This window comes from Tahibacter aquaticus (assembly GCF_004363655.1).
Taxonomy (GTDB): domain Bacteria; phylum Pseudomonadota; class Gammaproteobacteria; order Xanthomonadales; family Rhodanobacteraceae; genus Tahibacter; species Tahibacter aquaticus.
Genome location: NZ_SNZH01000020.1, coordinates 46,603 through 70,763 on the forward strand (window position 1 = coordinate 46,603; position 24,161 = coordinate 70,763).

The 24,161-nt window shown below is 64.8% G+C and carries 23 protein-coding genes; 18 read left to right on the forward strand and 5 right to left on the reverse strand.

The genetic code is table 11. From position 1 onward, the window contains the following. Window positions 1–215: 215 nt before the first annotated feature. Together DFR29_RS24825 and azu are read right to left on the reverse strand one after the other, a co-directional pair. Window positions 216–908 carry a hypothetical protein gene (locus DFR29_RS24825; protein ID WP_133821345.1) on the reverse strand — a complete coding sequence of 231 codons (693 nt, stop codon included), beginning with the start codon at window positions 906–908 and terminating at the stop codon, window positions 216–218. Window positions 909–1,511: 603 nt separating this feature from the next. Next, complete coding sequence (gene azu / locus DFR29_RS24830) at window positions 1,512–1,949, reverse strand: azurin (RefSeq protein WP_133821346.1); 438 nt, start codon at window positions 1,947–1,949, stop codon at window positions 1,512–1,514. Between the two features lie 140 nt (window positions 1,950–2,089). Here azu and hemN point away from each other — a divergent pair, with 140 nt between their 5' ends. From hemN to DFR29_RS24910, 16 genes are all read left to right on the forward strand, one after another. Beyond that, entirely contained in the window at window positions 2,090–3,484 is a 1,395-nt protein-coding gene (gene hemN / locus DFR29_RS24835) for an oxygen-independent coproporphyrinogen III oxidase (RefSeq protein WP_133821347.1), read from the forward strand. Window positions 3,485–3,912: 428 nt separating this feature from the next. Continuing rightward, window positions 3,913–6,234 carry a nitric-oxide reductase large subunit gene (locus DFR29_RS24840; protein WP_133821348.1) on the forward strand — a complete coding sequence of 774 codons (2,322 nt, stop codon included), beginning with the start codon at window positions 3,913–3,915 and terminating at the stop codon, window positions 6,232–6,234. Between the two features lie 26 nt (window positions 6,235–6,260). Continuing rightward, complete coding sequence (locus DFR29_RS24845; protein WP_133821349.1) at window positions 6,261–6,665, forward strand: SirB2 family protein; 405 nt, start codon at window positions 6,261–6,263, stop codon at window positions 6,663–6,665. A 69-nt stretch (window positions 6,666–6,734) separates the two neighbouring features. After that, window positions 6,735–7,961, forward strand: coding sequence for an NnrS family protein (locus DFR29_RS24850; protein ID WP_341829867.1), 1,227 nt, complete (start codon window positions 6,735–6,737; stop codon window positions 7,959–7,961). A 241-nt stretch (window positions 7,962–8,202) separates the two neighbouring features. Further along, complete coding sequence (gene nirK / locus DFR29_RS24855; RefSeq protein ID WP_243746173.1) at window positions 8,203–9,738, forward strand: copper-containing nitrite reductase; 1,536 nt, start codon at window positions 8,203–8,205, stop codon at window positions 9,736–9,738. Window positions 9,739–9,742: 4 nt separating this feature from the next. Then, window positions 9,743–10,522 (forward strand): formylglycine-generating enzyme family protein, encoded by a 780-nt coding sequence (locus tag DFR29_RS24860; RefSeq protein ID WP_133821350.1) that lies wholly within the window; start codon window positions 9,743–9,745, stop codon window positions 10,520–10,522. Further along, on the forward strand, window positions 10,519–11,112 hold the full coding sequence (locus tag DFR29_RS24865) for an SCO family protein (RefSeq protein WP_133821351.1): 594 nt from the start codon (window positions 10,519–10,521) through the stop codon (window positions 11,110–11,112). Before DFR29_RS24860 ends, DFR29_RS24865 begins: the two co-directional genes overlap by 4 nt. Before the next feature lie 133 nt (window positions 11,113–11,245). Further along, entirely contained in the window at window positions 11,246–11,677 is a 432-nt protein-coding gene (locus DFR29_RS24870) for a universal stress protein (RefSeq protein ID WP_166654321.1), read from the forward strand. 404 nt (window positions 11,678–12,081) lie between these two features. Further along, window positions 12,082–12,348 (forward strand): DUF2249 domain-containing protein, encoded by a 267-nt coding sequence (locus DFR29_RS24875; protein WP_133821353.1) that lies wholly within the window; start codon window positions 12,082–12,084, stop codon window positions 12,346–12,348. Beyond that, entirely contained in the window at window positions 12,329–13,579 is a 1,251-nt protein-coding gene (locus DFR29_RS24880) for a hypothetical protein (RefSeq protein WP_133821354.1), read from the forward strand. Before DFR29_RS24875 ends, DFR29_RS24880 begins: the two co-directional genes overlap by 20 nt. A gap of 32 nt (window positions 13,580–13,611) precedes the next feature. Continuing rightward, window positions 13,612–13,911 carry a chorismate mutase gene (locus DFR29_RS24885; RefSeq protein ID WP_166654322.1) on the forward strand — a complete coding sequence of 100 codons (300 nt, stop codon included), beginning with the start codon at window positions 13,612–13,614 and terminating at the stop codon, window positions 13,909–13,911. A gap of 141 nt (window positions 13,912–14,052) precedes the next feature. Next, window positions 14,053–14,568: a 3-hydroxyacyl-[acyl-carrier-protein] dehydratase FabA gene (gene fabA / locus DFR29_RS24890; protein ID WP_133821356.1), complete on the forward strand. Its 516-nt coding sequence runs from the start codon at window positions 14,053–14,055 to the stop codon at window positions 14,566–14,568. Between the two features lies 1 nt (window position 14,569). Further along, window positions 14,570–15,778 carry a beta-ketoacyl synthase N-terminal-like domain-containing protein gene (locus tag DFR29_RS24895; protein WP_133821357.1) on the forward strand — a complete coding sequence of 403 codons (1,209 nt, stop codon included), beginning with the start codon at window positions 14,570–14,572 and terminating at the stop codon, window positions 15,776–15,778. A 101-nt stretch (window positions 15,779–15,879) separates the two neighbouring features. Further along, window positions 15,880–16,104, forward strand: coding sequence for a hypothetical protein (locus DFR29_RS24900; RefSeq protein WP_133821358.1), 225 nt, complete (start codon window positions 15,880–15,882; stop codon window positions 16,102–16,104). Window positions 16,105–16,216: 112 nt separating this feature from the next. Next, window positions 16,217–16,759, forward strand: a complete 543-nt coding sequence (locus tag DFR29_RS24905; protein ID WP_133821359.1) for a DnrO protein — start codon at window positions 16,217–16,219, stop codon at window positions 16,757–16,759. Then, window positions 16,756–17,061, forward strand: a complete 306-nt coding sequence (locus DFR29_RS24910) for a hypothetical protein (RefSeq protein WP_133821360.1) — start codon at window positions 16,756–16,758, stop codon at window positions 17,059–17,061. The genes DFR29_RS24905 and DFR29_RS24910 overlap by 4 nt, the downstream gene beginning before the upstream one ends. Before the next feature lie 130 nt (window positions 17,062–17,191). Here the strand turns inward: DFR29_RS24910 and DFR29_RS24915 are convergent, their stop codons facing one another. Genes DFR29_RS24915 through DFR29_RS24925 form a run of 3 tightly spaced genes read right to left on the reverse strand, consistent with a single transcriptional unit; the run spans window position 17,192 to window position 21,824 of the window. Further along, window positions 17,192–18,679 carry a UbiD family decarboxylase gene (locus tag DFR29_RS24915; RefSeq protein ID WP_133821361.1) on the reverse strand — a complete coding sequence of 496 codons (1,488 nt, stop codon included), beginning with the start codon at window positions 18,677–18,679 and terminating at the stop codon, window positions 17,192–17,194. Next, window positions 18,676–19,797, reverse strand: coding sequence for a PLP-dependent cysteine synthase family protein (locus DFR29_RS24920; protein WP_133821362.1), 1,122 nt, complete (start codon window positions 19,795–19,797; stop codon window positions 18,676–18,678). Before DFR29_RS24920 ends, DFR29_RS24915 begins: the two co-directional genes overlap by 4 nt. Further along, a complete protein-coding gene (locus DFR29_RS24925; RefSeq protein WP_133821363.1) occupies window positions 19,794–21,824 on the reverse strand; it encodes a pyridoxal phosphate-dependent decarboxylase family protein in 2,031 nt (676 codons plus the stop codon). The genes DFR29_RS24920 and DFR29_RS24925 overlap by 4 nt, the downstream gene beginning before the upstream one ends. Window positions 21,825–21,987: 163 nt before the next feature. On the opposite strand from DFR29_RS24925, the gene DFR29_RS24930 reads away from it, so the two are divergent. Together DFR29_RS24930 and DFR29_RS24935 are read left to right on the forward strand one after the other, a co-directional pair. Then, a complete protein-coding gene (locus DFR29_RS24930) occupies window positions 21,988–23,283 on the forward strand; it encodes an oxygen-independent coproporphyrinogen III oxidase (protein ID WP_133821364.1) in 1,296 nt (431 codons plus the stop codon). 52 nt (window positions 23,284–23,335) lie between these two features. Next, window positions 23,336–24,079: a helix-turn-helix domain-containing protein gene (locus DFR29_RS24935; RefSeq protein WP_243746174.1), complete on the forward strand. Its 744-nt coding sequence runs from the start codon at window positions 23,336–23,338 to the stop codon at window positions 24,077–24,079. Window positions 24,080–24,161: the final 82 nt, after the last annotated feature.

Below are 24,161 nucleotides of genomic sequence, written 5' to 3' on the forward strand. Positions count from 1 at the left end.
CGGGCAGGTAGGCATCTTCCCGCCGCATTTTCGCCAGTCACGCCACGCGGCGTCTTGGCGGAGCATTGCCTAGGCCATCTTGCTTGTGTCGTGGAATCTCATCCATTGCGAGTTGAGCAAGATGCGGGGAAGCACGAAATTCCGCGGACTACAGGTTGTGGCCTTCCATATTGGGACATGTCGGAAAGACATGCTGCAGAATTAGCGTGTGAACCTTAGCCCTTGTGATGCCGACGCGCAGAATCTTCCTGCTCCGCCGGCCAGTACGGTGGCTCATCATCCCACCAAACGAATGACGACACGCAACGCTGTCCGTTGTGCCTGCCCTCGCGGATCACGAACACGCCGTCGAACTGCTTGCCCTTTGACTTGTGAATGGTCATCACCTGCACGCCTGGCGGGTCGTCGACGCCGCCGAGAATCTGGTCTTGCGCCAGAGCCATGTCGAGCGTCTCTCGCGCGTCTGTGTAGCAGCCATCCCGCCCCCAGATCGCCCCAAGCTCCGCATTGATCCGCCTGCCACGATTGAAAGCGACCAGGTAATCCAAGTTCTTCGCGGCAGTGAGCAGTTCCTGGTCCCCTGAGTCTCGAAGAAGGCGCTTCACAAAGGACCAGTCCCTCGCTGGATCACCCGTTAACGGCGACTCTCGCACCGCATCGATTACGCCCGCCACCGCCTGAACGAATCCGGCGCGAGGTTCACGCCCTTCCCGAGCGCGCGCGGCCCACAGCCGCCACTGAGCGGCTGCCGCAAGGCCGGCCGCCGCCTTCGAAGTTGCGGCGAGGAGTTCAAGTCCAAGCGCGATGTCTTCTTTGCGCGTGGCCTCTGACTTCGGCTCCAGCAGAAACGCCGCGAATCGCGCCGTCAGCATCGCCTCGGCTTCGTCGAACGCGAGCTTGTGACGCACAGGCTTGGGTTCAGTGTTCAGCGCCGCAGAAATCTTCGCCGCGGACGCACCCGAATGCGTCAGGACGCCAATGGGGGCGAACGACCGCCGGTCCCTGCGCAGCACCGACCAGGATGAAAGCGGCGGCCACGGGTTCTGGCGCGCGCAGGTAGGTCTGCCGCTCCAGTTCCGCGTCAGTGAGCGCCGGATCTGGCGGCCAGGTCGGCTAGAGGCCGCGAAACGCTGGAGCACGCGCACCACTGTCGAACGTACAACGCCCAACGCGCGCGCTGGCTGAGCCCTTCCTCAAGATGTAACCGCAACAACTCACGAATCTGTCGCACGGAAGCCTCGCTTGAGCCATGGGAACCTCGCGGCAAAACCACTAGGTGACCAAGCGCCAACCGAGCGTCCGCACGGGGACCATGGATCAGAACAGCGGCGATGGCGAGTGGACTCACATGCTCCGGAACGTTGGACTCACATGCTCCTCGAACCACGATGGCAGCATTGCGCCCGAAGCGGGCTTGCGTGAGGACCGCGCCAATATGTCAGTCGCCAGTGGAACGCCCCGCTGCCAGGCCGCGGCGCTTGGTGCAGAACCAAGCGCGCGAAGAGATTGCCTTACTTTACGATGAGCTTGCCCTTCATGATCGCCCAGTGGCCCGGGAACGAGCAGAAGAACGAATAGTCTCCGCCGACCTTTAACGCCGAACCGGGGAATGTGGCCGCGGTCGAAGCACCGCCGCCGACCACCGAGGTATGCCCCAGCACGCGCGCGTCGCCGGCCGGCACATAGTTTGCGGCGGCACCCGCCGTTGTCCCAGCTGTGCCTATCGCTTGCACGTCGCCGGTGGCCGCAATTACCACGTTGTGGCCCATGGAGGCGGCCGGCAGCTTGCCAATGTGTGTCAGGTTGATGGTGATGGTCTTGCACGAGGCCGAGACCGTCACCTCAGCTTTGTCGAACTTCATCGCGTCGTCGCCCTTGAGGTCGATGACGCAGTTCTCCGCGTGAACGGTTCCGGTCAACAGCAATCCCGCCAAAAGTAAAATGCGCATTAGCTTTCTCCCGTTGTGATTATCAAAAGTAGACGGTAGTAACGACTGCGATGCCTTGACGTAAATCAAGGCGAGGTTTGAATCAATGGCTTGATCCGCGTCAATGTGAGCCGGGATTTGTGATGGCAAGGTGATGTCCCATGACCATTCCCTTCGACCCCGATCTCCTCCGCCGCTACGATCGGCCCGGCCCGCGCTATACGTCGTATCCGACGGCGCCCCAGTTCGGCAGTTCCTTCAAGGCCGCGGAGATGCGAGCGCAGATCGGGCGCAGCAATGAGGATCCCATTCCGCGGGATCTCTCGCTGTATCTACATATTCCCTACTGCGCGAGCCCCTGCTTCTACTGCGGCTGTAATCGCATTATCACGCGCGATAAGGGCAAGGGCGAAGCGTACCTGTCGCGCCTGCTGCGCGAGATCGACCTCACCGCGCCCCTGCTCGATCGCGGCCGCGAGGTGGTGCAACTTCACCTGGGTGGAGGTACACCGAATTTCCTGACACCTGCCCAGCTCGGCACGTTGATGGATAGCCTGGGCCGCCAGTTTCATTTCGCATCGCGTCGCGTCCGGGACTTTTCGATCGAACTCGACCCGCGCTTCGTGACGCCGCAGGAGATCGCCGACCTCGCGGAGCTCGGATTCAATCGCGCGAGCCTCGGCGTGCAGGATTTCGACCCCGCCGTACAGCAGGCCGTCAACCGCATCCAGAGTATCGAGCAGACGCTGACGATCATCGACGCCTGCCGCGACCAGGGCATGCGATCAGTGAATGTCGATCTGATCTACGGCCTGCCCAAGCAGACGCTCAAGGGCTTTGGCAAGACGCTCGATACCGTAATCGCGGTCGCGCCGGAGCGCTTGGCGATCTACGGGTACGCGCACTTGCCCGAGTTGTTCCGCGCGCAGCGTCAGATCGAAACGGCCGATCTTCCCACGTCCGAGGACAAGCTCGCTTTGCTGCAGCTTGCTACCGCGAAGCTGGGCGCGGCTGGCTATCTCTACATCGGCATGGATCACTTCGCGCGCCCCGAAGATGAGCTGGCTCGAGCGCAAGCGCAGGGCACCCTGCACCGCAACTTCATGGGCTACACCACGCACGCGCATACCGATCTGGTCGGTATGGGCGTGAGCGCGATCAGTCGCGTCGGCGACAGCTACTGGCAAAACTATCGCGACATCGTGGGCTGGGACGCCGCCGTCGACGCGGGCCATCTGCCAGTCTGGCGAGGACTGACGCTCAGCACAGACGATCTTCTGCGCGAAGACGTCATCCAGCAGCTGATGTGCCACGGCGAGGTCGATGTCGCGCAAACCGAAACGCGGCACAAGATCCACTTTTCTCACTATTTCGAGGCCGATCTCGCGCGCTTGGCTCCTTTGCAAGCCGATGGACTGGTCGAGGTGTCCCCAAAGGCCATCCAGGCCACCTCCCGAGGTCGACTGGTGTTGCGCATCATCGCCATGTGCTTCGATGCTTTCCTCCACCGCCCTGCCGCTGCAAGCGAGCCCCCACGCTATTCGCGCGTGATCTGATGTCGCCGCAGCTGCGCTGGACCGGTGTGGCCTGACGTCGGCTCGGGAGCCGTCTCTGTCGTCCTGTATCTCCGATAATGGCGATGCTCTGACCTTCTGCAGCATCTGCGCATTATCGAGCGCGTGCATGGCTAAAGGGCTCGACCAAGTCCAAGCGCCCGATCTGCACGTGGTGGTCAAGCATGTCGGTTCGTTCGCGCCGGGCGCGCAGCTGTTTCGCGAAGTCGGTCGCGGGAGTCGCGAGCGCCTCGATCAGCCTGCTATCAGCTTGCTAGCGGTATGCCGCGCAGCTAGAGTTGGCCCGCCCCAATGTCACAATGCGGCGTCGTTTCCGAGCCTTTTGCTGAGGGTCCTGGTGCCCTTGACCTAGGTCATGGCGGACTTTCACCCGACCGTAGAAAGTGGCTACGACAAAACTGGAGACCCTCATGAGCAACACCCGCAAGCTGTGGTTGGGGCTGGCCACACTCCTGATCGCCTCGTTCGCCGTATTGCTATGGGCTGGCGGCGAAATTTTTCGCGCGGCTCCCCCGATGCCCGAGCAAGTGGTGTCCAGTGACGGCCGAGTCATATATAGCCGGCAGGACATCGAGACCGGACGCCAAGTCTGGCAGTCGATCGGCGGCATGCAGCTCGGTTCCATCTGGGGCCATGGCGGGTATGTCGCGCCCGATTGGAGTGCGGACTGGTTGCACCGGGAAGCGATGACGCTGCTCGATCGCTGGGCGCGCGATGAAGGAGCGGCAACGTACGCGGAGCTGGGCGAGGAAAAGCAGGCTACCTTGAAAGGCCGTTTGCGCAAGCAGATGCGCACTAACACGTACGACCCCACCTCGAAGACGATCACGGTCTCGACGGAACGCGCCGAGGCGATGGCCAACGTCGCCGCACATTACGTCAGCCTGTTCGGCAATGACCCAGCGACCGCCGAACTGCGCGAAGCCTACGCGATGCGCAACAACACGGTCGACACCCTTGAGCACCGACGTGCGCTTACCGGCTTCTTCTGGTGGACTGCGTGGGCCGCGGGCACAGAACGTCCCGGTACCGAAGGCCACACCTTCGCACCCGAGCGCGGGGGCGTCACGCCGAAGTTGGTGACATACACGAACAACTGGCCGGCCGAACCGCTGATCGATAACACACCGCCACCAGCGCTGTGGGTCTGGTCGGCCTTTAGCGTGCTGTTCCTACTGGCCGGCATCGCCGCTTTGGGCTGGCATCATGCCGTGACACATGCACGCGGCGAGGAAGCCCACGTCCTCCCGGCGACCGATCCGTTCGCGGCACTGCGATTGACGCCCTCGATGCGTGCGACCGCTAAGTTTTTTTGGTTGGTCCTCGTCTTGTTCCTGGTGCAGATCGGGCTCGGCGCCATCACCGCGCATTACCAGGTTGAAGGGCAGCAAGCCTACGGCTTTGCACTCTCCGAATATCTGCCCTACTCACTCTCGCGAACCTGGCATACGCAGCTTTCTGTCCTGTGGATCGCCGTCGCGTGGCTCGGCACGGGCCTATACATTGCACCAGCCCTGTCGGGACATGAGCCGAAGTTTCAGCGCTTCGGCGTCAACTTCCTGTTCGTGAGCCTGCTGATCATCGTGGTCGGTTCGTTCACCGGCCAATGGTTTGCGGTCATGCAAAAGCTAGGGCTCAAGCACAATTTCTGGTTCGGCCATCAGGGCTGGGAGTACGCCGATATGGGGCGCTTCTGGCAGATATACCTCTTCATCGGTTTGTTGCTGTGGCTGAGCCTAGTCGGCCGTGCTCTGTGGCCCGTCCTGCGTGGCCCCACTACCGATACCAAGTCGATCGTCGGCTTGATGTTCCTGTCGACCGTCTGCATCGGCCTGTTCTTCGCGTCCGCGTTAATGTGGGGCGAGCACACGCATATCTCAGAGGTTGAGTACTGGCGTTGGTGGCTCGTTCACCTGTGGGTGGAGGGCTTCTTCGAGGTATTCGCGACCGCGGTGATGGCGTTGATATTCACACGTCTAGGCTTGGTCAAGGCATCGAGTGCGACCGTGGCGGTGTTGTTCGCGACGATCATATTCATGTCCGGCGGCGTACTGGGCACGCTGCACCACTTGTATTTCGTCGGCACGCCCACGGCTGTCGTCGCCCTGGGTGCGAGTTTCAGTGCGCTGGAGGTCGTGCCGCTGGCCTATATCGGCTTCGAGGCGTATCACACGTGGAAGCTCGGCCGCGCCACTCCGTGGATGCAACGCTATCGCTGGCCGATCCTGTTCTTCATCTCGGTATCGTTTTGGAATCTGGTGGGTGCGGGATTGTTTGGTTTCCTGATCAATCCGCCGCTGTCGCTGTACTACATGCAGGGTCTGAACCTCACACCGCTGCATGGCCACACCGCACTCTTCGGTGTCTACGGCATGCTGGGCATCGCCCTGGTGCTGTTCTGCATGCGCGGACTGCGCGGGCAGATGCGATGGGATACGCGTGCGTTGAAACTCGCGTTCTGGGCTCTCAACATCGGCTTGGCGCTGATGGCACTGCTGACGCTCTTGCCCATCGGTACGATGCAGCTGCTGGCTGCCATTGAGCACGGCTACGCGTACGCGCGTTCGGCTGAGTTCATGCAGCGTCCTATCATCGATCTGCTGGTGTGGATGCGGGTGCCGGGGGACACGATCTTCAGCATCGGTGCCGTCGCGCTCGCGTGGTTCGTGTTCCGGCTTTGGGTGGCGCCGCGTCAAGTAGCACTCCCGGACGCCGAGACCGACCAGGCGTGAGCCGTATCAATCGCTGACGTGTTCTCATGATCGAGTTCTATTCGCAGATCAAATGGGTGCATGTCTCCGCGGTGGTATGCAGTGGGATGTTGTTCCTAGTTCGCGGATTACTGATGCTGGGCGGACGCGGCGCGTGGGTGCGCCGCACTACCGTCCGCTATCTGAGTTACACCATCGACAGTGTGCTGCTTACCGCAGCGCTGATGCTCGCCACAATGTTGCCGTCGGCGCTATTCAGTAATGGCTGGTTGGGTGTGAAGCTCGCGCTATTGGTCGTGTACATCGCTCTCGGAGTCGTGGCATTGCGCGACGGCGGGTCACCCCGCCGTCGTGCGCTGTGCTTCGCCTCCGCGCTCGTCGTCTTTGGCCTGATCGTGTCTATCGCGAGAACCCATCATCCGCTGGGCCTGTTTGCACCGTGGTTCACATGATCGATGCACGCGCGCCTGACCTGGATCAGGGTGTTACGAGCGCGTCTGCGCGATGCTACCGGGATGGACATGGCACGCACATCCAACGCCTATCTGCCCTCCGCAGCGCAACTTGCCGCAGCCCCTCACCGACTGATGTTCTTCATCGGCGCGCTGAACGTCCTCGCCGCTATGGCGTGGTGGACCGCCTGTCTGATCGATGCGCGCTGGCACGTGTTCGGCATCGCAGCGCCTCCCGTCCCTGCTGGGTGGGCGCATGCCTTCGTCATGCAGTACCAAGTACTGCCGCCTTTCATCTTCGGTTTCCTGTTGACCGTGTTTCCGCGCTGGATGGGACAGGCCGAGCTCACACGATGGCACTATCTGCCGGTGGGATTGGCGCTGCTTAGCGGGCAGGTGCTGTTTCTCGTCGGCTTGGCTGGGATTCCTGTGCTCATCCATGTAGGCGTCATCAACACGCTAGCTGGATGGATTGCGGCGCTGGTGATCTTGCTACGCCTGCTGTGGCAGGACGCTGGAATGACTTGGCACGCTGTATCGTGTGCCGCCGCATTGGTACTGGGCCTGGTGGGTCTCACCCTGTTCTTCGCCTTCCTGCACAGCGGTGATGCACGCCTGCTGTTCGCTTCGATCAAGATCGGCAGCTTCGGCCTGCTGCTGCCGATCTACGTCACTGTCGCGCACCGCATGTTTCCGTTCTTCGCCGGCAACCTGTGCGTGGGATACGTGGCCTGGCGTCCGTTGTGGTTTTTGGGCGCGTTCTGGGCACTGGCCTTGGCGCATCTGGCGCTGGAACTGCGTCATGCGTATGCCTGGCTGTGGCTCGCCGATGTTCCCTTGCTGGCGCTGTGCAGCCTGTGGCTGTGGCGCACATGGCCACGCGGCAATATTCCTCCACTCTTGCGCGTATTGTTCCTGGGCTACGCGTGGCTGCCGCTGGCGCTGGCGCTCTACGCGTTGCAGAGCATCGGATACCTGCTGGACGGCCATTTCATCCTGGGCCGCGGACCCGCGCACGCGCTGTTCATCGGCTTCTTCGGCAGCCTGCTCGTCGCCATGGTGACCCGCGTCACGCAAGGGCATTCAGGACGACCTCTCGAGCTGGGGCGTGTGGCCGCGTTCGCTTTCGTCCTCATCCAGGTGGTTGCTGCGGTGCGCGTCGCCGCCGAAGTCCTACCCGATGCGCCCTTATGGCAGGCACTCGCGGCCGCCGGTTGGGTGATCGCGTTCCTGCCATGGGTGTTACGCTCCGCCTGGATCTACCTGACACCGCGCTCCGACGGGCGGGCCGGTTGAGCACGCCAATCCAGCAACCCCGCCAGCGACCTGCGCGACCGGCGTGGGCCGTTCTATCCATGCGCACTGCCGATCGGTTCGAATTCGACAATACGGCGCAGCGACCTGTGCTCCGCGCCGACCTCGGCCCAAATTTTTCTTCCGCAGCAACTGCGCACCGCTTGAGCTGGATCAAGGCAGATTTCCGCACCTGTGCCGAAGCTGTACCAAACGTCATCTGTTGCAGATAGAGGAAAATGTCATGAACGCGATCTTTCCCGTCTTCACGCTCCTGCTGTGCGGAATGTTCACGCTGGCCGGATGTTCCCGCGGAACCTCTGCTGAGCCGCCCACGCCGGGCAACGCATCCGCTGTGGCGGGTGCCGCTGCGGATACCGGCGGGTCCCGCAAAGGTGATTTCGGCCCACCGCAAGGAGAGCCGATCAAAGCCGTCCTGACTTCCCCGCCCAACGTACCGCCGCCGACGGGCCGCTCCGCGCCGGCCAAGGTCATCGTGGAACTGGAAGTCATCGAAAAGGAACTGCCGATCGCCGAGGGAACCACGTATACATTCTGGACATTCGGCGGCACCGTTCCCGGCAGTTTCATCCGCGTGCGCCAGGGTGACACGGTCGAGTTCCATCTGAACAATCATCCTGATTCCAAGATGCCGCACAACATCGACCTGCACGGAGTTACCGGACCCGGCGGCGGCGCAGCGTCGAGTTTCACCGCACCGGGCCATAGCTCGCAGTTCACGTTCAAGGCACTGAATCAGGGATTGTTCGTCTATCACTGCGCGACCGCACCGGTGGGCATGCACGTAGCCAACGGCATGTACGGACTCATCCTGGTCGAACCACCACAGGGCCTGCCGCCGGTGGACAAGGAGTTCTACGTGATGCAGGGCGATTTCTATACCGTGGGCAAATTCCGCGAGAAGGGATTCCAGGCGTTCGACATGCAGAAGGCGATCGACGAGAACGCCACCTATGTGCTGTTCAACGGCTCGGAGACGGCGCTCACCGGCGATAACGCGCTGAAGGCGTCCGTGGGACAGAATGTGCGTCTGTATGTTGGCAACGGCGGCCCGAACCTGGTGTCGAGCTTCCATGTGATCGGCGAGATCTTCGACAAGGTCTGGTACGAGGGCGGCACACGCTACCAGGAGAACGTGCAGACAACGCTGGTACCCGCGGGTGGCGCGATAATCGCCGACTTTCATCTCGAAGTTCCCGGAAGCTACGTGTTGGTCGACCATTCGATTTTCCGCGCCTTCAACAAGGGTGCGCTGGGCATACTCAAGATCGACGGACCCGAGAACCTCAGCATCTATTCCGGCAAGGAAGTCGATTCCGTGTATCTCGGCGACAAGGCAGCCAGCCTGGCGTCGGTGAGTACCGCCGCGACCTCCAACGCAGCAGGAACGCTGTCGCTCGAGGAACAGGTCGCCGCCGGCAAGTCGCTGTATTCGGGGACCTGCTCGGTCTGTCACCAGGACAACGGCGCCGGGCTTCCGGGCGTATTCCCGCCGCTGGCGAAATCCGACTATCTCGCGACGCAGCCGAAGGAGCAGATCGTGCGCGTCGTGCTCAACGGCCTGAGCGGCGCCGTCAAGGTCAACGGGCAGGACTACAACTCCGTGATGCCGCCCATGAGTCAGCTCAGGGACGACGAAATCGCCAACATCCTTAGCTTCGTACAGACAAGCTGGGGAAACAGCGGCGAGCGCGTCCGCAAGGAAGACGTCACCGCCGTCCGCGCTGCCACGCCACGCGCCGAAGGCGCGGCGCATTGAGACGATGATGCGACTCGCTGCCTTGCTCATGACGGTACTTCTTCCCAGCGCGGCTGCGGGTGACTTTGTGCGTTTGCCGGGGCAAGCCGCGTTCACGTCGATTCTCAAATACACCGACAGCGACGGAAAAGTACCCATTGCGCCGTTCGAACTGATGACCACGCCGGTCACCAACGCGCAGTTCCTCGCCTTCGTTGTCACGCATCCTGAATGGCGCCGCGGCACGGCCCCGAGCGTTTTCGCTGAAGCCCGCTACCTGTCGCATTGGGGTGGCCCGTTGTCGCTGGGCGCTGCGGCGGAGGCTGCGCAACCGGTGACGCACGTGAGCTGGTTTGCCGCGCGCGCCTATTGCGAAGCCAACAATGCGCGCTTGCCCACCTGGTCGGAATGGGAGTACGCCGCCGCGGCCGACGCGACCCGCGCCGACGCGCGCAAGGACCCAGCCTGGCGCGATCGCATCCTCGGCTGGTACGCGAAACCGGCCAACGTCCCGCTGGCCCGCGTTGGGCAGGGCTCGCCGGATCTGCACGGCGTGCACGATCTGCATGGCCTGGTCTGGGAATGGGTGGACGACTACGCCGCCATGCTGGTTTCGGCCGACAACCGCAACCAGGCTGATCCCGACGTGCTCACGTTCTGTGGCGCCGGCGCACTCGCTACCGACGACCGGGAAAACTACGCCGTGCTGATGCGTATCGCGATGCTGTCGGCGCTGGAAGCACACAACACCACGGGCAGTCTCGGCTTTCGCTGCGCCCGTGGTGCTTCGGGAGACGTGCAATGAAAAGACGAACGCTTTTTCTCATTTTTGTCGCGCTGGCCTGCGCATGCACCGGAACACTGACTGCCGCCGACCTGCGCGCCATTCCCGGCGATTCGGTGTATCGATTCGACGCCACCTTGTCCGACCAGTCGGGAACCGAGTTTCATCTTGGCGAGCGCCGCGGCCGACCGCTCCTGGTCGCCATGTTCTATACCTCATGCCGCTACGTGTGCCCCTTGATCATCGACAGCGTTAAAGGCGTGGAGCATGCGCTGAACGAAACCGAACCTGCCCATCTGAGATTTCTGCTTATCAGTCTGGACCCTGCCCGCGACGACACGGCGGCGCTGAAGTCCGTGTTCGACAAACGCAAACTCGATGCCGCCCACTGGACCCTGGCACGCACCAGCGAAAGTAACGTGCGCACGCTCGCGGCCCTGTTGGGCGTGCGTTATCGCGCCTTGGCGGACGGCGAATTCAACCACACCAGCGCACTCGTCCTGCTCGACCGCGAAGGTCGCCGGATAGCCAGCAGCGAGGCACTGGGGGCGACACCGGATCCCAAATTCATGGCTGCCGTGCGGAATGCGCTGGAGATATCCACAAAGTAGCGTTGAAAGTGCGCTCGCTGCAGCGGAACAGGGCGGGCCGTCTTCCGCGGCTCTAGGCGGCTTGATTTTGGGTCGGATTAGGCAGCTACCGCCCGTAGCAGAGTCAATCCCGAGAGACATTCAGGACCATGGCATGAAAGTAGTGATAGCCGTCGACGGCAGCGAACACAGCAACCGCGCCGTGGACTATGTGGCCTTGCACTGGTTGCCCGCAGACCCCTCGCCACGAATCGTGCTGTGTTACGCCGATCCCGAGCCAGTGCCGCTAGCACCGGCGCACGGCGGTGATGAAGATGATGCCGAATTGGCCAGTTACCACGCGGGTAATGCCGACATCGCCTTGCGCTACGGAAATGCTGTGTTCGCGAGCGTCGGCCTGGAGACGGTGGAACATCGACTGGTCGGACCGCCCGTCGCTGGGATCCTAAGCCTCGCCAGACAAAGCGGTGCTGATGTCATCGTACTCGGCGCGCACGGCAGCGCCTCGCACAGTCCCCGCTCCCTGGGCACCGTGGTAGAAAATGTGCTGGCTGAAAGCACAGTGCCGGTGCTGGTTGTGCCCTGACTACGCGGCGTAGAAAAGCGTAGTCCACGAAGATCGAATTCAGTCAGGAAGATTCGGAACCCCCAAAATTGCGCGCCCGCGCCTCTGTGGCGAGGAAAGCGAGGATTGCCCCCCGTTCTGGCGCATGAGCAGCGACGATGCGTTGGAACGCTCATTGGGGTGAGATCGCCCTTGAACTTCCCCCTTCGTAGACCGTACCGGCAGCGCGCAGCGCGAAACGAATCAATGATTGGCTGATCTTGCTCCGGGCGTCCTGTTTCGCCCGGGCCTAGTGCGCGCGACGAAGGCCAGGACGGCCTGATCGGAGTTCTCTGCACTCGCAACGATCCGTCTGTTCCGTCGCCTGTCCTGGGTTCTTGACCTACATCAGCGCGCTGCAATGCTGAAGATGGTGCACTGGTTGCATGAACTCTTCCCTCCAGCGGCCCGGCGAAACCGTACTTGAGCTGGACCTGAGAGCGCTGCCGCCGCCACAGCCGCTGGTACAAGCGCTCGCGGCGGTGGACACGATGGCGCCCGGCACGGTTCTGCGAATACTCACGCCGCTCCTGCCCTTGCCGCTGCTGGAAGCCTTGACAGCGCGCGGGCTGACGCACCGGATCGTGCCGCAGAAAGGTCATGGTGCCTGTGTGATGGTCGAACGGACAGATCATGGCGCGACTGGCGATTGAGGACGCGCCGGCGCCCTCGACACCGCGTCGTTTCCTGCTCGCGGCGCCTTACTGGGGTATGGCTGCCGGCGCGCTACTTCTGACCGATGCGGCCGCGCTGCTGCACACGCGCTGGCATCCGGCAACGCTGGCGGCCACTCACGCCTTTACGCTGGGCGTTATGGGCAACCTGCTCGTGGGCAGCCTGCTGCAGTTTCTTCCAGCGGCGGCCGGCGTGCGCCTACGCGGTGCCGCCTGCGGGGGCCTGCTCTGCCTACTGTTCAACTGCGGCATACTGCTTTTGACCAGCGGACTGTATCTGCTGAAGCCTCTGTTGCTGACTGCGGCGGCGGCGGCGCTCGCACTGGCCTTTTCGCTGCTGGCCGTCATGACCGGCCCGGGGCTGCTCACGGCCTGCGGACAGGGCCTGCTGCGCGCAGGGCTCAGCGCCGCCCTGCTGGCGGCGCTGGTCACTGCGGCCGGCGGCGTCCTGCTCGCCCTCGCCCTTAGCAACTGGCTGGCTGCGCCGTGGTCAGTTCCCGTGCTGACCGATGTCCACGCCGCCTGGGGCATCGCCGGGTGGGTGCTGCTGACCCTGGGCAGCGTTTCTCGCGTGGTCATGCCCATGTTCCTGGGCACGGCCGTCACGCCGCCCAGACTGCAAATGGCCTGGACCGCGGCAACTGTGTTGCTGCTCGTAGCCGCTTCGATCCTGCTGCTCGCCGGTGGATCCGCCATGCCCCTGCGCCTGAGCGTCGCCGGCGCGGCGCTCGCATTCGCCAGCGCCGCGTTACAGCAACAGCTACGCACCGCACCTGCGCGCAACGCGCCGCTACGCGCTTGGTGGCGAAGCGGGCTGCTCGCGCTTACCGCATTTGCGCTTGTCTTGCCGTGGCAACTGCGCGGCGATCTGCTAGCCGGCGTACTCGGGATCGCCGTCGCTTTGCCCTTGCTGACGGTGGGCATGCAGCTGGAAATCGTCGCCTTCCTCGGCTGGCTCGATCTGCACCGGCGCTACGGCCACGGCACGCGCTTGCCCAGCGTGCACCGGCTGTTGCCGGACGCTGACAAATGGCGCGTGCTTTGCGGCTTTCTTGCCGCGGTGCCACTGCAACTGGCGGCCGTACTAGAGCCTTCGACCGGGCTCGCGCGTGCGGCCGGGCTGGCGTTGCTAATTGCCTACACGCTGCTGTGGCATGCGCTGGGCGGCGTACGCCGGCGCAGCGCGCGCTTCGTGGCCCAGAAGGCATGAAAGTGCGCCAATCCGCACCACTTCCGCTGGCCATGCTGCGTGCGCTGGTCGATGCGCTCGATGACGGCCTCATTACGCTGCTGGCCGCACGTCGCATGCTGGTTGGGGCGATAGCGGTGGTAAAGGCAGAGGCGCATATCGCCACGTGCGATCCCGCGCGCGAGTGCTACGTGCACAACCGCGCACTGCGGCTGGCGCGTCGCCTGGGTGTGCCGGCGACGACGGCGCGCGCCGTGATCGAAGCCGCTATCGCCGATGCGCGAGGGCAACAGAACCCGCCGCTCGCTGCTGGCCCCGAGAGGCCGGCATCGCAGACGTGCTGCGACCGATGAACGCGAGCGCCCCCACCTGCCGTAGCACGTGACTCCGCACTCTCCCCAATTGCGACTTGTCGCCGATCGCATTGACTCAGATCAGCGCGGCAAAGCGGGCGTGTCGCGCAGACTTGCTCCTTATCCCTCAACAGGCTGGCCATGACGCGTCCCTCCTCGCTGGACTTCCAGCAGATTCTGGCCTGTGCCCGCGGCGAGCTGTTCGGCATCGGCAATGCACGCCTACCTGCGCCGCCCATGCTGATGTTCGATCGCATTACCGCCATCGACGATCACGGCGGCAACTACGGCAAGGGGCTGTTGCGCGCTGAACTCGACATACGTCCCGACCACTGGTTCTTCAATTGCCATTTTGATACCGACCCGGTCATGCCCGGCTGTCTGGGTCTGGATGCGATGTGGCAGCTCGCTGGCTTCTTCCTGCCCTGGCTGGGCGAGCCCGGCCGCGGCCGTGCGCTGGGCGTGGGCGAGGTGAAGTTCGCCGGCCAAGTGCTGCCCAGCGCACGCTTGGTGCACTACGAGATTCATATCAGCCGGGTGATCCGAAGCCGACTCAAGATGGTTGTGGCCGACGGCAATACCTTCGTTGACGGACGACCGATCTACTCCTCACGGAACCTGCGCGTAGGCCTGTTCCAGACCACGGAGGGTTTCTGACATGCGACGCGTCGTCGTAACCGGGATGGGCGTGGTTTCCTGCCTGGGCAATGTGGCCGACGCCGTTTCGCATGCGCTGCGCGACGGCGTCAGCGGCATCTGCGCCATGCCCGAATACGCCGCACAGGGCCTGCGCAGCTGCATCGCCGGCCTGCCGCGTGTCGACCTTGCCGCAGCCGTGGACCGTCGCCTGCGACGCTTCATGGGCGATGCGGCCGCTTACAGCTATGTCGCCCTGCGTGATGCAATCGCCGATGCGGGCCTGGGGGCGGACTGCGTCAGCCATCCGCGCACCGGTGTGATTGCCGGCTCCGGCGGCGGCTCGGCCCAGTGGCAGATCGAGACCGGCGACCTACTGCGCAAGAAAGGCGTGCGCCGGGTCGGTCCGTACATGGTGCCGCGAACGATGTGTTCCACCGTATCGGCCGCACTGGCCACGGCGTTCGGGGTGCTCGGTGTCAGCTATTCCATCGCCGCCGCCTGCGCGACCTCGGCGCATTGCATAGGCGCCGCGGCGGACCTGATCCGGCGCGGGACGCAGGACGTGATGTTCGTCGGCGGCGGCGAGGAACTGCATTGGGGCATGACTGCCCAGTTCGATGCGATGGGGGCGCTGTCCAGTGCCTACAACGCTGCGCCGGCACGGGCCTCGCGCCCCTACGATAGCGGCCGCGATGGCTTCGTCATTGCCGGCGGCGCTGGCATGCTGGTGCTGGAGGACTACGCTCACGCCGCCGCGCGTGGTGCGCGCATCCATGCTGAGCTGGTCGGCTATGGCGTTACTTCCGATGGTGCAGACATGGTTGCGCCGAACGGGCTGGGCGCCGTGCGCTGCATGCAGATGGCGCTGGCCGGCGTGCGCAAGCCAGTCGACTATCTCAATACACACGGTACGGCGACGCCGCTGGGCGACCTCATCGAGCTACAGGCCGTGCGCGAAGTCTTCGGCGCGGCCGTGCCGCCGCTGTCCTCGACCAAGTCGCTGAGTGGGCATTCGCTCGGCGCTGCCAGCGTGCACGAGGCCATCTACAGCCTGCTGATGTTGCGCGACGGATTCATCGCCGGCTCGGCCAATATCGATAGCCTGGATCCGCAGGCCGCGGCCTTTCCGATCGTGCGTGCGAGCCGCCCGGCGATGCTGAACACGGTCATGTCCAACAGCTTCGGATTCGGCGGCACCAACGCGACGCTGGTGTTCACGCGTGCCTGAGCGGCCGATTTCTACCGCAGCTGACTTCGATCAAGGCGCCAGCGCCGGTAGTGGCCGAAGCTGCCGGCAGATCCCCGACCACGCAGAAGGATAGTTCTCATATGACTACGACCGCGACTCCCGCGCTGGCCGAACAGGCGCAGCGCGCTTTGACGGCGCATGACCGCAATGCCGAAGTGACGCTGGATGCCGACGGAGGCTTCGTCGTGCGCACCGAGCTGACCGAGGCCGAGGTGCGGCGCCTGCTCCAGGCCGCTGCACTGCCGGTGGCGGTGCGCACGGTGCCCGCACGCAGCGATTGCTGCGGCGGCTGTGGCGGCGCCTGAACCCGCCCGCTTTGCGCGGTGCCGGGTGACGGCCTGTCGCGGCTGGCGACAGAAAGCAGGTCATGCCCGGCGCCGCGCTTTTTGTGATTCCCTGCGAAGGCTTTCCATGCCCATGAAAAACCGTAGACGCCTACTCGCTTTTCTCGTCCTGTCCGGCATCACGGCTCATGCCGCAGCCGCTGCAGCGGAGCCGTCGTCCGAGGACCACACGGCCCATGCGGCCCACGGGACGCCAGCAACGCAGGACTCGCACGCAGCGCCTGCGGCGCCTGATGCCGCCGCGCCGACTAACCCTCCGGCGAAGCGCTGGGCCAGCGACGCGGCCTTGCGCGAAGGCATGGGACGGGTGCAAGCCGCGCTCAAGGAACTGCGTCATCACGAGCTGGGCCATATGCCGCTGGCGGCGGTGCGGGAGCAGGCAGCGCAGATCGAAGCGGCAATCCGCTTCCTGTTCGCCAACTGCAGGCTCGCGCCGGACGCGGATGCTGCCCTGCATCCGATCCTGCTGCCGCTGCTGCAGTCCGCCAAGCACCTGCAAAGCGAGCCCGCGGACCGCGCCACGGTCGCGGCGCTGCGTGCAGCCGTGGCGCCATATCCGCGCCAGTTCGACGATCCGGGCTGGCCAGCGACACCGGATTCCGCTGCGGCGCAATGAGTAGCACGGCGGAGAACAGCTACGTCCAGGCCTGGCAGTGCATAGGCTGCGGCCGCATCGAGGCGCCGCAGCCCTGCATCGGCGTCTGCCGTGACCGCAAAGTGCTGCTGGTCGGCAAGGAAGACCACGAGGCAGCGCTAGCCGAAATCCAGCGGCTGCGCACGGCACTGACGTGCGCCTCGGCCATGCTGCGGCGCTTCGGTATGGCCACGCCGCATGTGGGACAGTGGGAAAATTCCTATCGCGCGTTGCAATTGCAGGTGCGTGAGGTGCTGGCCGTGCTCAGCGCTGGCGCCACCTGAGCGGACGTGCATGCACCGCCGCCTGTGCCACTGGGTGTTCGCTGCCAACCTGACGAATTGCGTCTATGCAACGCTGCCGTTACGGCAGCGTGATCGCGACCCATCAGCATGAAAACGCAGCGGCCTGTGCTCAGCCCGCCGGCGTCCGCAGGTCGTGCATCAGCTTCTGCCATATCGCATCGACGCGGCTCTCCACCCCGACATCGGGCATGATCGGTCGACCCCAGCTGCGCGTGGTTTCCTGCGGCCATTTGTTGGTCGCGTCCAGACCGAGCTTGGAGCCCAGCCCCGCCGTCGGGCTGGCGAAGTCGAGATAGTCGATCGGCGTGTTTTCCACCAGAAAGGTATCGCGCGCCGGATCGACCCGCGTCGCCACCGCCCAGATCACGGCTGTGCCGTCGCGCACGTCGATATCGTCGTCGACGATGATGACAAACTTGGTATATGTGAACTGGCGCAGCCAGGACCACACGCCCATCATGATCCGGCGCGCATGGCCGGCGTACTGCTTGCGGATGGACACTAGGGCGACGCGATACGAGCAGGCTTCCGGCGGCAGGTAGAAATCGACGATCTCGGGAAACGCTTTCTGCAGCAGCGGCACGAACATGTCGTTGAGCGCAAGGGCCAGTACCGAAGGTTCGTCGTGCGGTGCGCGGCCCATATAGCTGCCGTGGTAGATCGCGCCGCGGCGCAAATGCATGCGTGCGATCGTCAGGACCGGAAAATGATCCTGCGAGTTGTAGTAGCCGGTGTGGTCGCCGAATGGGCCTTCCAGTGCGGTCTCGTCTGGATGGATGAAGCCTTCAAGCAGTATCTCCGCGCCAGCCGGCGCATCCAGTCCGGTCAATGCACTGTGCCACAGCCGCGTGCGGCCGCCGCGCAGCAGCCCCGCGAATTCATATTCCGAGAGAGAGTCCGGCACCGGCGCGACGGCCGCGAGCAAGGTGGCCGGATCGGCGCCGATGGCGACCAGTAGCGGGAACGGACGCCCGGGATGCGCGTTGCGCCAATCGGCATAGTCCAGCGCGCCGCCGCGGTGCGGCAGCCAGCGCATGATCACGCGATTACGCCCCAGCACCTGCTGACGGTAGATCGCGACGTTCTGGCGCGGCTGGCGCGTGCCGCGCGTGATCACCAAGCCGAAGGTGATCAGCCGGCCGGCATCGCCAGACCAGCAATGCTGTATCGGCAGCCGCGCCAGGTCGACCGCGTCGCCGCTCAGGGTTTCGTCGAGAAAGGCCGCTTCGCGCACGCGCCGCGGCGCGACATGGGCGAGTTGGGCCAGCTCGGGCCACTGCGCCAGGGCAGCGCGCAGGCTGCCCGGCCAGCGCGGCTCACGTATTGCCGCGAGTAACTGGCCGAGTTCGCGCAGCGAAGCCAGTGGCCGGCCAGCAAGCGCCAGCTCTATGCGCCGACGATGGCCGAACAGATTGCCCAGCAGCGGCTGCGCCGACGTTCCTGCCTTTTCCATTAGCAGAGCCGGGCCGCCCGCGCGCAGGGCGCGCAGGCACAGCGCGGTGGATTCCAGGTGCGGATCCACCGTTTCGGTGACGCGCAACAATTGCCGCTCGCGCTCCAGCTGCGCAAGAAAGCCGCGCAGTTCCTCGAAGATCATGGGTTGACGCCCACGGGTGCCTGCCAGCAGCCGCTGGCGATGCAGCGATTCAACGTGGCCAGCCAAGGGCGAAGATCCAGCGCCTGCACCGCCAGCCAGTTCTGATCGAACAGAGTCTCCGCGTAGCGTTCGCCGCGATCGCAGAGCAGGCTGACGATGCTGCCACTCTCGCCGCGTGCGCGCATGGCTGCGGCCAGCTGCAGGCAGGCGGCGAAGTTGGTGCCGGAGGACCCGCCGTAGCGCCGGCCGAGCAAGCTTTCAAGGCACCAGACCGCGGCCACCGATGCTGCGTCCGGCACTTCCACCACGGTATCGGCCACCTCGAAGAGGAAGCCCGGCTCGACCCGGGCGCGGCCTATGCCTTCGATCCGTGTGGAGACGCTAGCGCAGACGTCGCGGCTGCCCGAGCGCCAGCCTTGCGCGAACGCGCAGCCGGCTGGATCTGCGACGCATAGACGCGTGGCCAGCCGGCGATAGCGCAGATAGCGTCCTATCGTTGCCGACGTACCACCTGTGCCAGCGCCACAGACGATCCAGGTCGGCACCGGTGCGGATTCTGCACTGAGCTGGGACAGGATGGACTCAGCGATGTTGTTATTGCCGCGCCAATCAGTTGCGCGCTCCGCTAGGCCAAACTGATCCAGGTGGCACGCGCCGCTCACCGCATGTTCGGCTGCGCGTACGGTAACGTCGGCCGGATCGTCGACCAGATCACAGGTCGCGCCCAGCGCCTGCACTTCGCGAATCTTCTGCGGCGCCGTGCCGGCCGGCATCACCGCGACGAACGAAAGGCCGAGCAGGCGCGCGAACCAGGCCTCAGAGATGGCCGTGCTGCCGGAAGACGCGTCGACCACCCGCTGGCCCGCGCGCAGGCGGCCGTTGCACAAGGCGTAGAGATACAGCGAGCGAGCCAGCCGGTGCTTGAGGCTGCCGGTCGGATGCGCCGCCTCGTCCTTGAAATAGAACGCGATACCCGGAAACCCCGGCAGGTCCAGCTTGAGCAGATGCGTATCGGCCGAACGCGCAGCCTCCTGCGCGAGGATCGCGATGGCCGCATGCTCCCAGTCGCGCGTAGCCCCGGGGGCGTCGAAGGGCGTATCCGTGCGCCAGGCGTTCACGGTGCCGCGTGTCCGTCGCGTACGCGCAGCGCATGGATCTGCCGCGCCAGGAAGGCGAAATAGCCGTCGATGTAGCTGATACCGTTCTGCGTGTCGATGAGGTACGGATTCATCAAGGTGTGGCGCAGGATGACAAGGCGGCCCTCGCCGATCGGGCCGGCATCCAGCCCCAGCGCTGCAAGAATGCGCGCCGTGTCGGCGGTGCCGAGCAAATCGAAGCGCAGGCTGGTAACCGAACCGAAAAACTCCTTGAGCTGCAGCGGCTGGCGCGGATCGCTGCGCAGGCAGTCGTGCAGCGCGGCGACGAAGGCATTGGCCACTTCCAGCGAGCGATTGCCGCAGGGATTAAGCGCGAGGCAGACCAGGTTGCTGTCGGGTGCGAACGGCACGATCAGCTGCACGACGCCGGCCTGCTCGGCCGCAAAGCGCAGGGCGCGAGCGTGGAAGGCCTCGGCCGCGCGCACCGTGGCCCGCGGCAGGCGGCCGAAATGGGCGTGATCCAGCGGCAGCACCTTGTGCGTGACATAGACCGCGGCTGCGCTCGCGCCAGACTTGGAGCCTTCAGGGATGTACTGCCCCAGGTTGCGGTAGCGCTCCAGATAGTCCGGCGGCGTATCGGAATGAAAGACATAGTCGGCGCGCTCGGCCAGCAGAGCCATCGCGCGGTGATCGCGGCAGACGAAGGCGCCTGCGCCGTAAGGCAGATAGCCGAGCTTGTGCGGATCCACGGTCACCGAGTCGGTGTCGGCCAACGCAGCAAAGGCCGCATGCACCTCGGGCGCCGGAAACCGCGTGAACTCCGCGCCGACCTGCGCCGGCGTCCGTAGGCTGCCGTCCTCGGAGCGGAACAAAGTAGCCAGGTAGCCGCCCCAGGCCGCATCCACATGCACGCTGAAATCCAGTCCGCGGCGGCGCGAGCGACGGCGTGCGGCTAGCACCGCGTCGACCGGATCCACCGTGCCGTATTCGGTGCCGCCGAGTACGGCGACGGCCAGCAGCACCGGCCGGCGTTCCCGCGCATGGCGCTCTAGCGCGGCTTCGAGTGCATCGGCGTCCAGTCGCATGCCGCAGGTGGGAAGCAGCTCCAACTGGTCGCGGCCCAGCCCAAGGAGCTTGACGCCCTTGCTCCAGGAATAGTGCGCCGTGACCGGCGCCAGCACGCAGGGTTCGCTTAGCAGCGGATGCGCTGCGAAGAAGCCGTGCAGGCCGAGCTGCTCGATGCGCTGCGCCTCGACCTTCGCCCGCCAAGACGCACGGTGCGCCGCTGGCAGCGCAGCGAGCCAGGACTGCCAGCGCTGCAGTAGTGCGATCGAGTCCTCGCCCGACAGATTGAACGCGCTCCAGTCGTCCGGCGGCAGCTCCAGCTCCGCGGGGCCGGCGGCGCGCAGCGCGACCGGAAACGCCTTCAGCGCCAGGGCCAGACGCAGCGCCTGGTAGTTCGCCACCGTGCCGCCCGAGGTCAGATGGCCGAAGGCGCAGGCCGGCTGCTGCGGGTCGTGTGGATAACCGAGCATGCGCGCGAGCTGCAACCCGACCTGAACTTCCATGTCGACCGTGACCGGCGCGGCGTCCTCGCTCACGTTGTTGGGGTTGTACGGCAAGGTCAGTATCTGTGCGGCCAGGCCGGGCAGCAGCAGATCCGACACCATGTGGCCCATGTAACGCGGACTGTGAAACGGCACTGACTTTTTCAACGCCGCCGAAAGCTGGTGAAGTTCACGGCGCATGCGAGCTTCGAAATCCAGGTAGTCCGGCTGGCGCGCGGCGGCGGTGGTGATCGGCGGTGGATCTTCCGGGTGGAAGTTACGCCGCCAGTAGACATGGTCGCGCAGGAATTCGACGACCAGTTTTTCAAGCAGACTGTCGTTTTCTCCGTAAGGACCAAGGAAGCAGGCGTCAAGGGCGTAGTCGTGCGCGGCCGCCTCCGCTGGCCCGCTACAGGCGCCGGGTGTGGCAGCGGGTGTGCTGCCGCCGCCTCCAGCACCGCTGCAAGGCTCAGCGGATAGGTGACTGGATAAAGACGGCATGGCGGCACTCCGGATAGGTCAGCACAGATCCTGCGCAGAGGCGCGCGGCGCGGCACTGATCTGGATCAATTCCGGGGCCGGTGTGCGGCGGCGGGTGGTTTTTTCCGCGATGCGGATGATCTGGATCAACGCGCCGCGCGGTGATCCGGCGCAGACTGATCCCATGACCCCGACACGCCAGTCTGCCTTGGCTCCATGGCCGCCGCATTCCGGTCCGGATGCGGTATTTGTCGGATTTCCCGATCCGGCCCGGTTCTCGCCGGAATTGGGCGAATCCCAGTTCCGCAGCGCTGCGCGCCACAGCAACGAAGATCCGATGCCGCGGTTGCTGTCGCTGCATCTGCGCCTGCCCTTCGACGGGAATACGGCTGATTGCCCGGTTGCGCCTGGCGCCGACCGCGGGCGCAGCCACGCCTCTTTCTACCGCCTCGCGCGCGAATGCGAATTGGTGGCGCCGCTGTTCGACCGCGACCGCGACGTAGTGCAGCTGCAGCTCGACGGCTTGGCCGGCAAGACAGCCAGTGACGGACTGGGCGAGCTGCTGCATGCCGTGTCGCGGCACTTCTTCCTGAGCCATGCGAGCACGCGCGAGTTCCTGATCGTGCTGCCTGATGGTGTCTACGACGCGCGGGAACTCGCCGGCCTGGTCGACCTGGGCTTCAACCGCGTCCGTTTCCGCGCACTGCCGGCGGCTGCGGACCGCGATGCCACTGCGGTGCTGGAACGCAGCCTCGTCGCCGCGCGGGAGGCCGGCATGCGCTCGACGGCCCTGGATCTCGGTGGGCCGCCGGGCAGCGACGCCGACTTCGAGGCCGGCCTGCAGCAGCTCCTGGCGCTGCGTGCGGACCGCATCCACCTATGCTGCCCGGGTGGACCGGCATCGCTGGCCACCGCGGTTCCACTAGCCGACCGCGCGTGGCATCACGCAGACGCAGTCAGCGCCTTGCTCGCCGCCGGCTACGAGGCGCTAGGCCTGGACCTCTTCGTTCTGCCGCAGGACGATTTGGCCCGCGCCCGCCAGAGCGGCCTGCTGCATCACAACGCGCTCGGCTATGTTCCCCAGGCACAGACCGACCTCGTCGGCCTCGGTGTGGGCGCGCGCAGTCGCATCGGCGATGCCTGCTTCGAGAATTGCCCCGACCTAACGGCCTGGGAAAGCAGCATCGACATGGGCGAATTGCCCGTCTGGCGCGGCCTTCAGCTGGATGCGGACGAGCGCCTACGCAGCGATCTGCTGCAGGCCCTGCTCTGTGCCGGCAGCATTGATCTTGTGCAGATGCAGGAACAGCACGGCATCGTGTTCGCGGAGTACTTCCGCGACGAGCTGGACACGCTGAAGCCGCTGCGGGAAGCGGGACTGCTGCACTACAACCTGGAGAACCTGCAGCTTGGGTCGCAAGGGCGGCTGGCCCTGCAAGCAATCTGCGCCCCGTTCGCTGTGGTCAGGCGCCGGCCGTGACCTTAGACCGAGTTCCTTGCTTGCTGACCATCTCCCGATGTCGCGCCCATTCATGAACCCGTTTCGCACCAAGCCGAACCCGATCACGGACGACGGCGACGGGCTCACATTCTGCAGTAGCTGCGCCTTCGCCGGCGTCTGCCACTCCGAGGGCTATGACAAGTCCGCACTGCAGGAGCTGCACTGCCTGGTACAGCATGTGGGGCCGTATCCTGCGGGCACGCTGCTTTTCCGCGAGGGCGATCCCTTCAATGCGATCGCCGCGGTACGCTCCGGCATGGTCAAAACCTTCCGCATTGACGCTTCCGGGCGCAAGCAGGTGCTCGGTTTTTTCCTGCTCGGCGAAATCATCGGGTTGGATGCGATTCACAGCGCACGCTTTCCCTGCAACGCCGTCGCGCTGGATACGGTCAGCCTGTGCCGCTTCTCGTTTCCCATGATGGCCACCCTGGCCACGCGCATGCCGGGCCTGCAAACGCAGCTGTTTCGGCTGCTGAGCCAGGACATCAACAAGGCCGCAGCGATGGCCGGTGACTTCAGCGCGGACGAGCGCATGGCGGCCTTCGTGTTGTCGATCTCGCGGCGCTTCGCCAGCCGCGGCTTCTCGCCGAACCGTTTCGCGCTGAGTATGTCCCGCACCGATATCGGCAACTACCTGCGGCTGGCGGCCGAAACCGTGTCGCGCGTGGTGCGGCGCTTCCAGGACGAAGGCCTGCTGCTGGTGGACCGGCGCGAGTTCGAAATTCTCGACATGGCCCGGCTGCGGTGTCTTGCCCTGCCGCTGCTGCGCGAATAAACGCCTGCGCTTGATCGTGATCAGTGCGGCGGCCGAACGCGCTGCCTAGAGTCACCGCATGGCCGCGCCCGGATGGCACTAC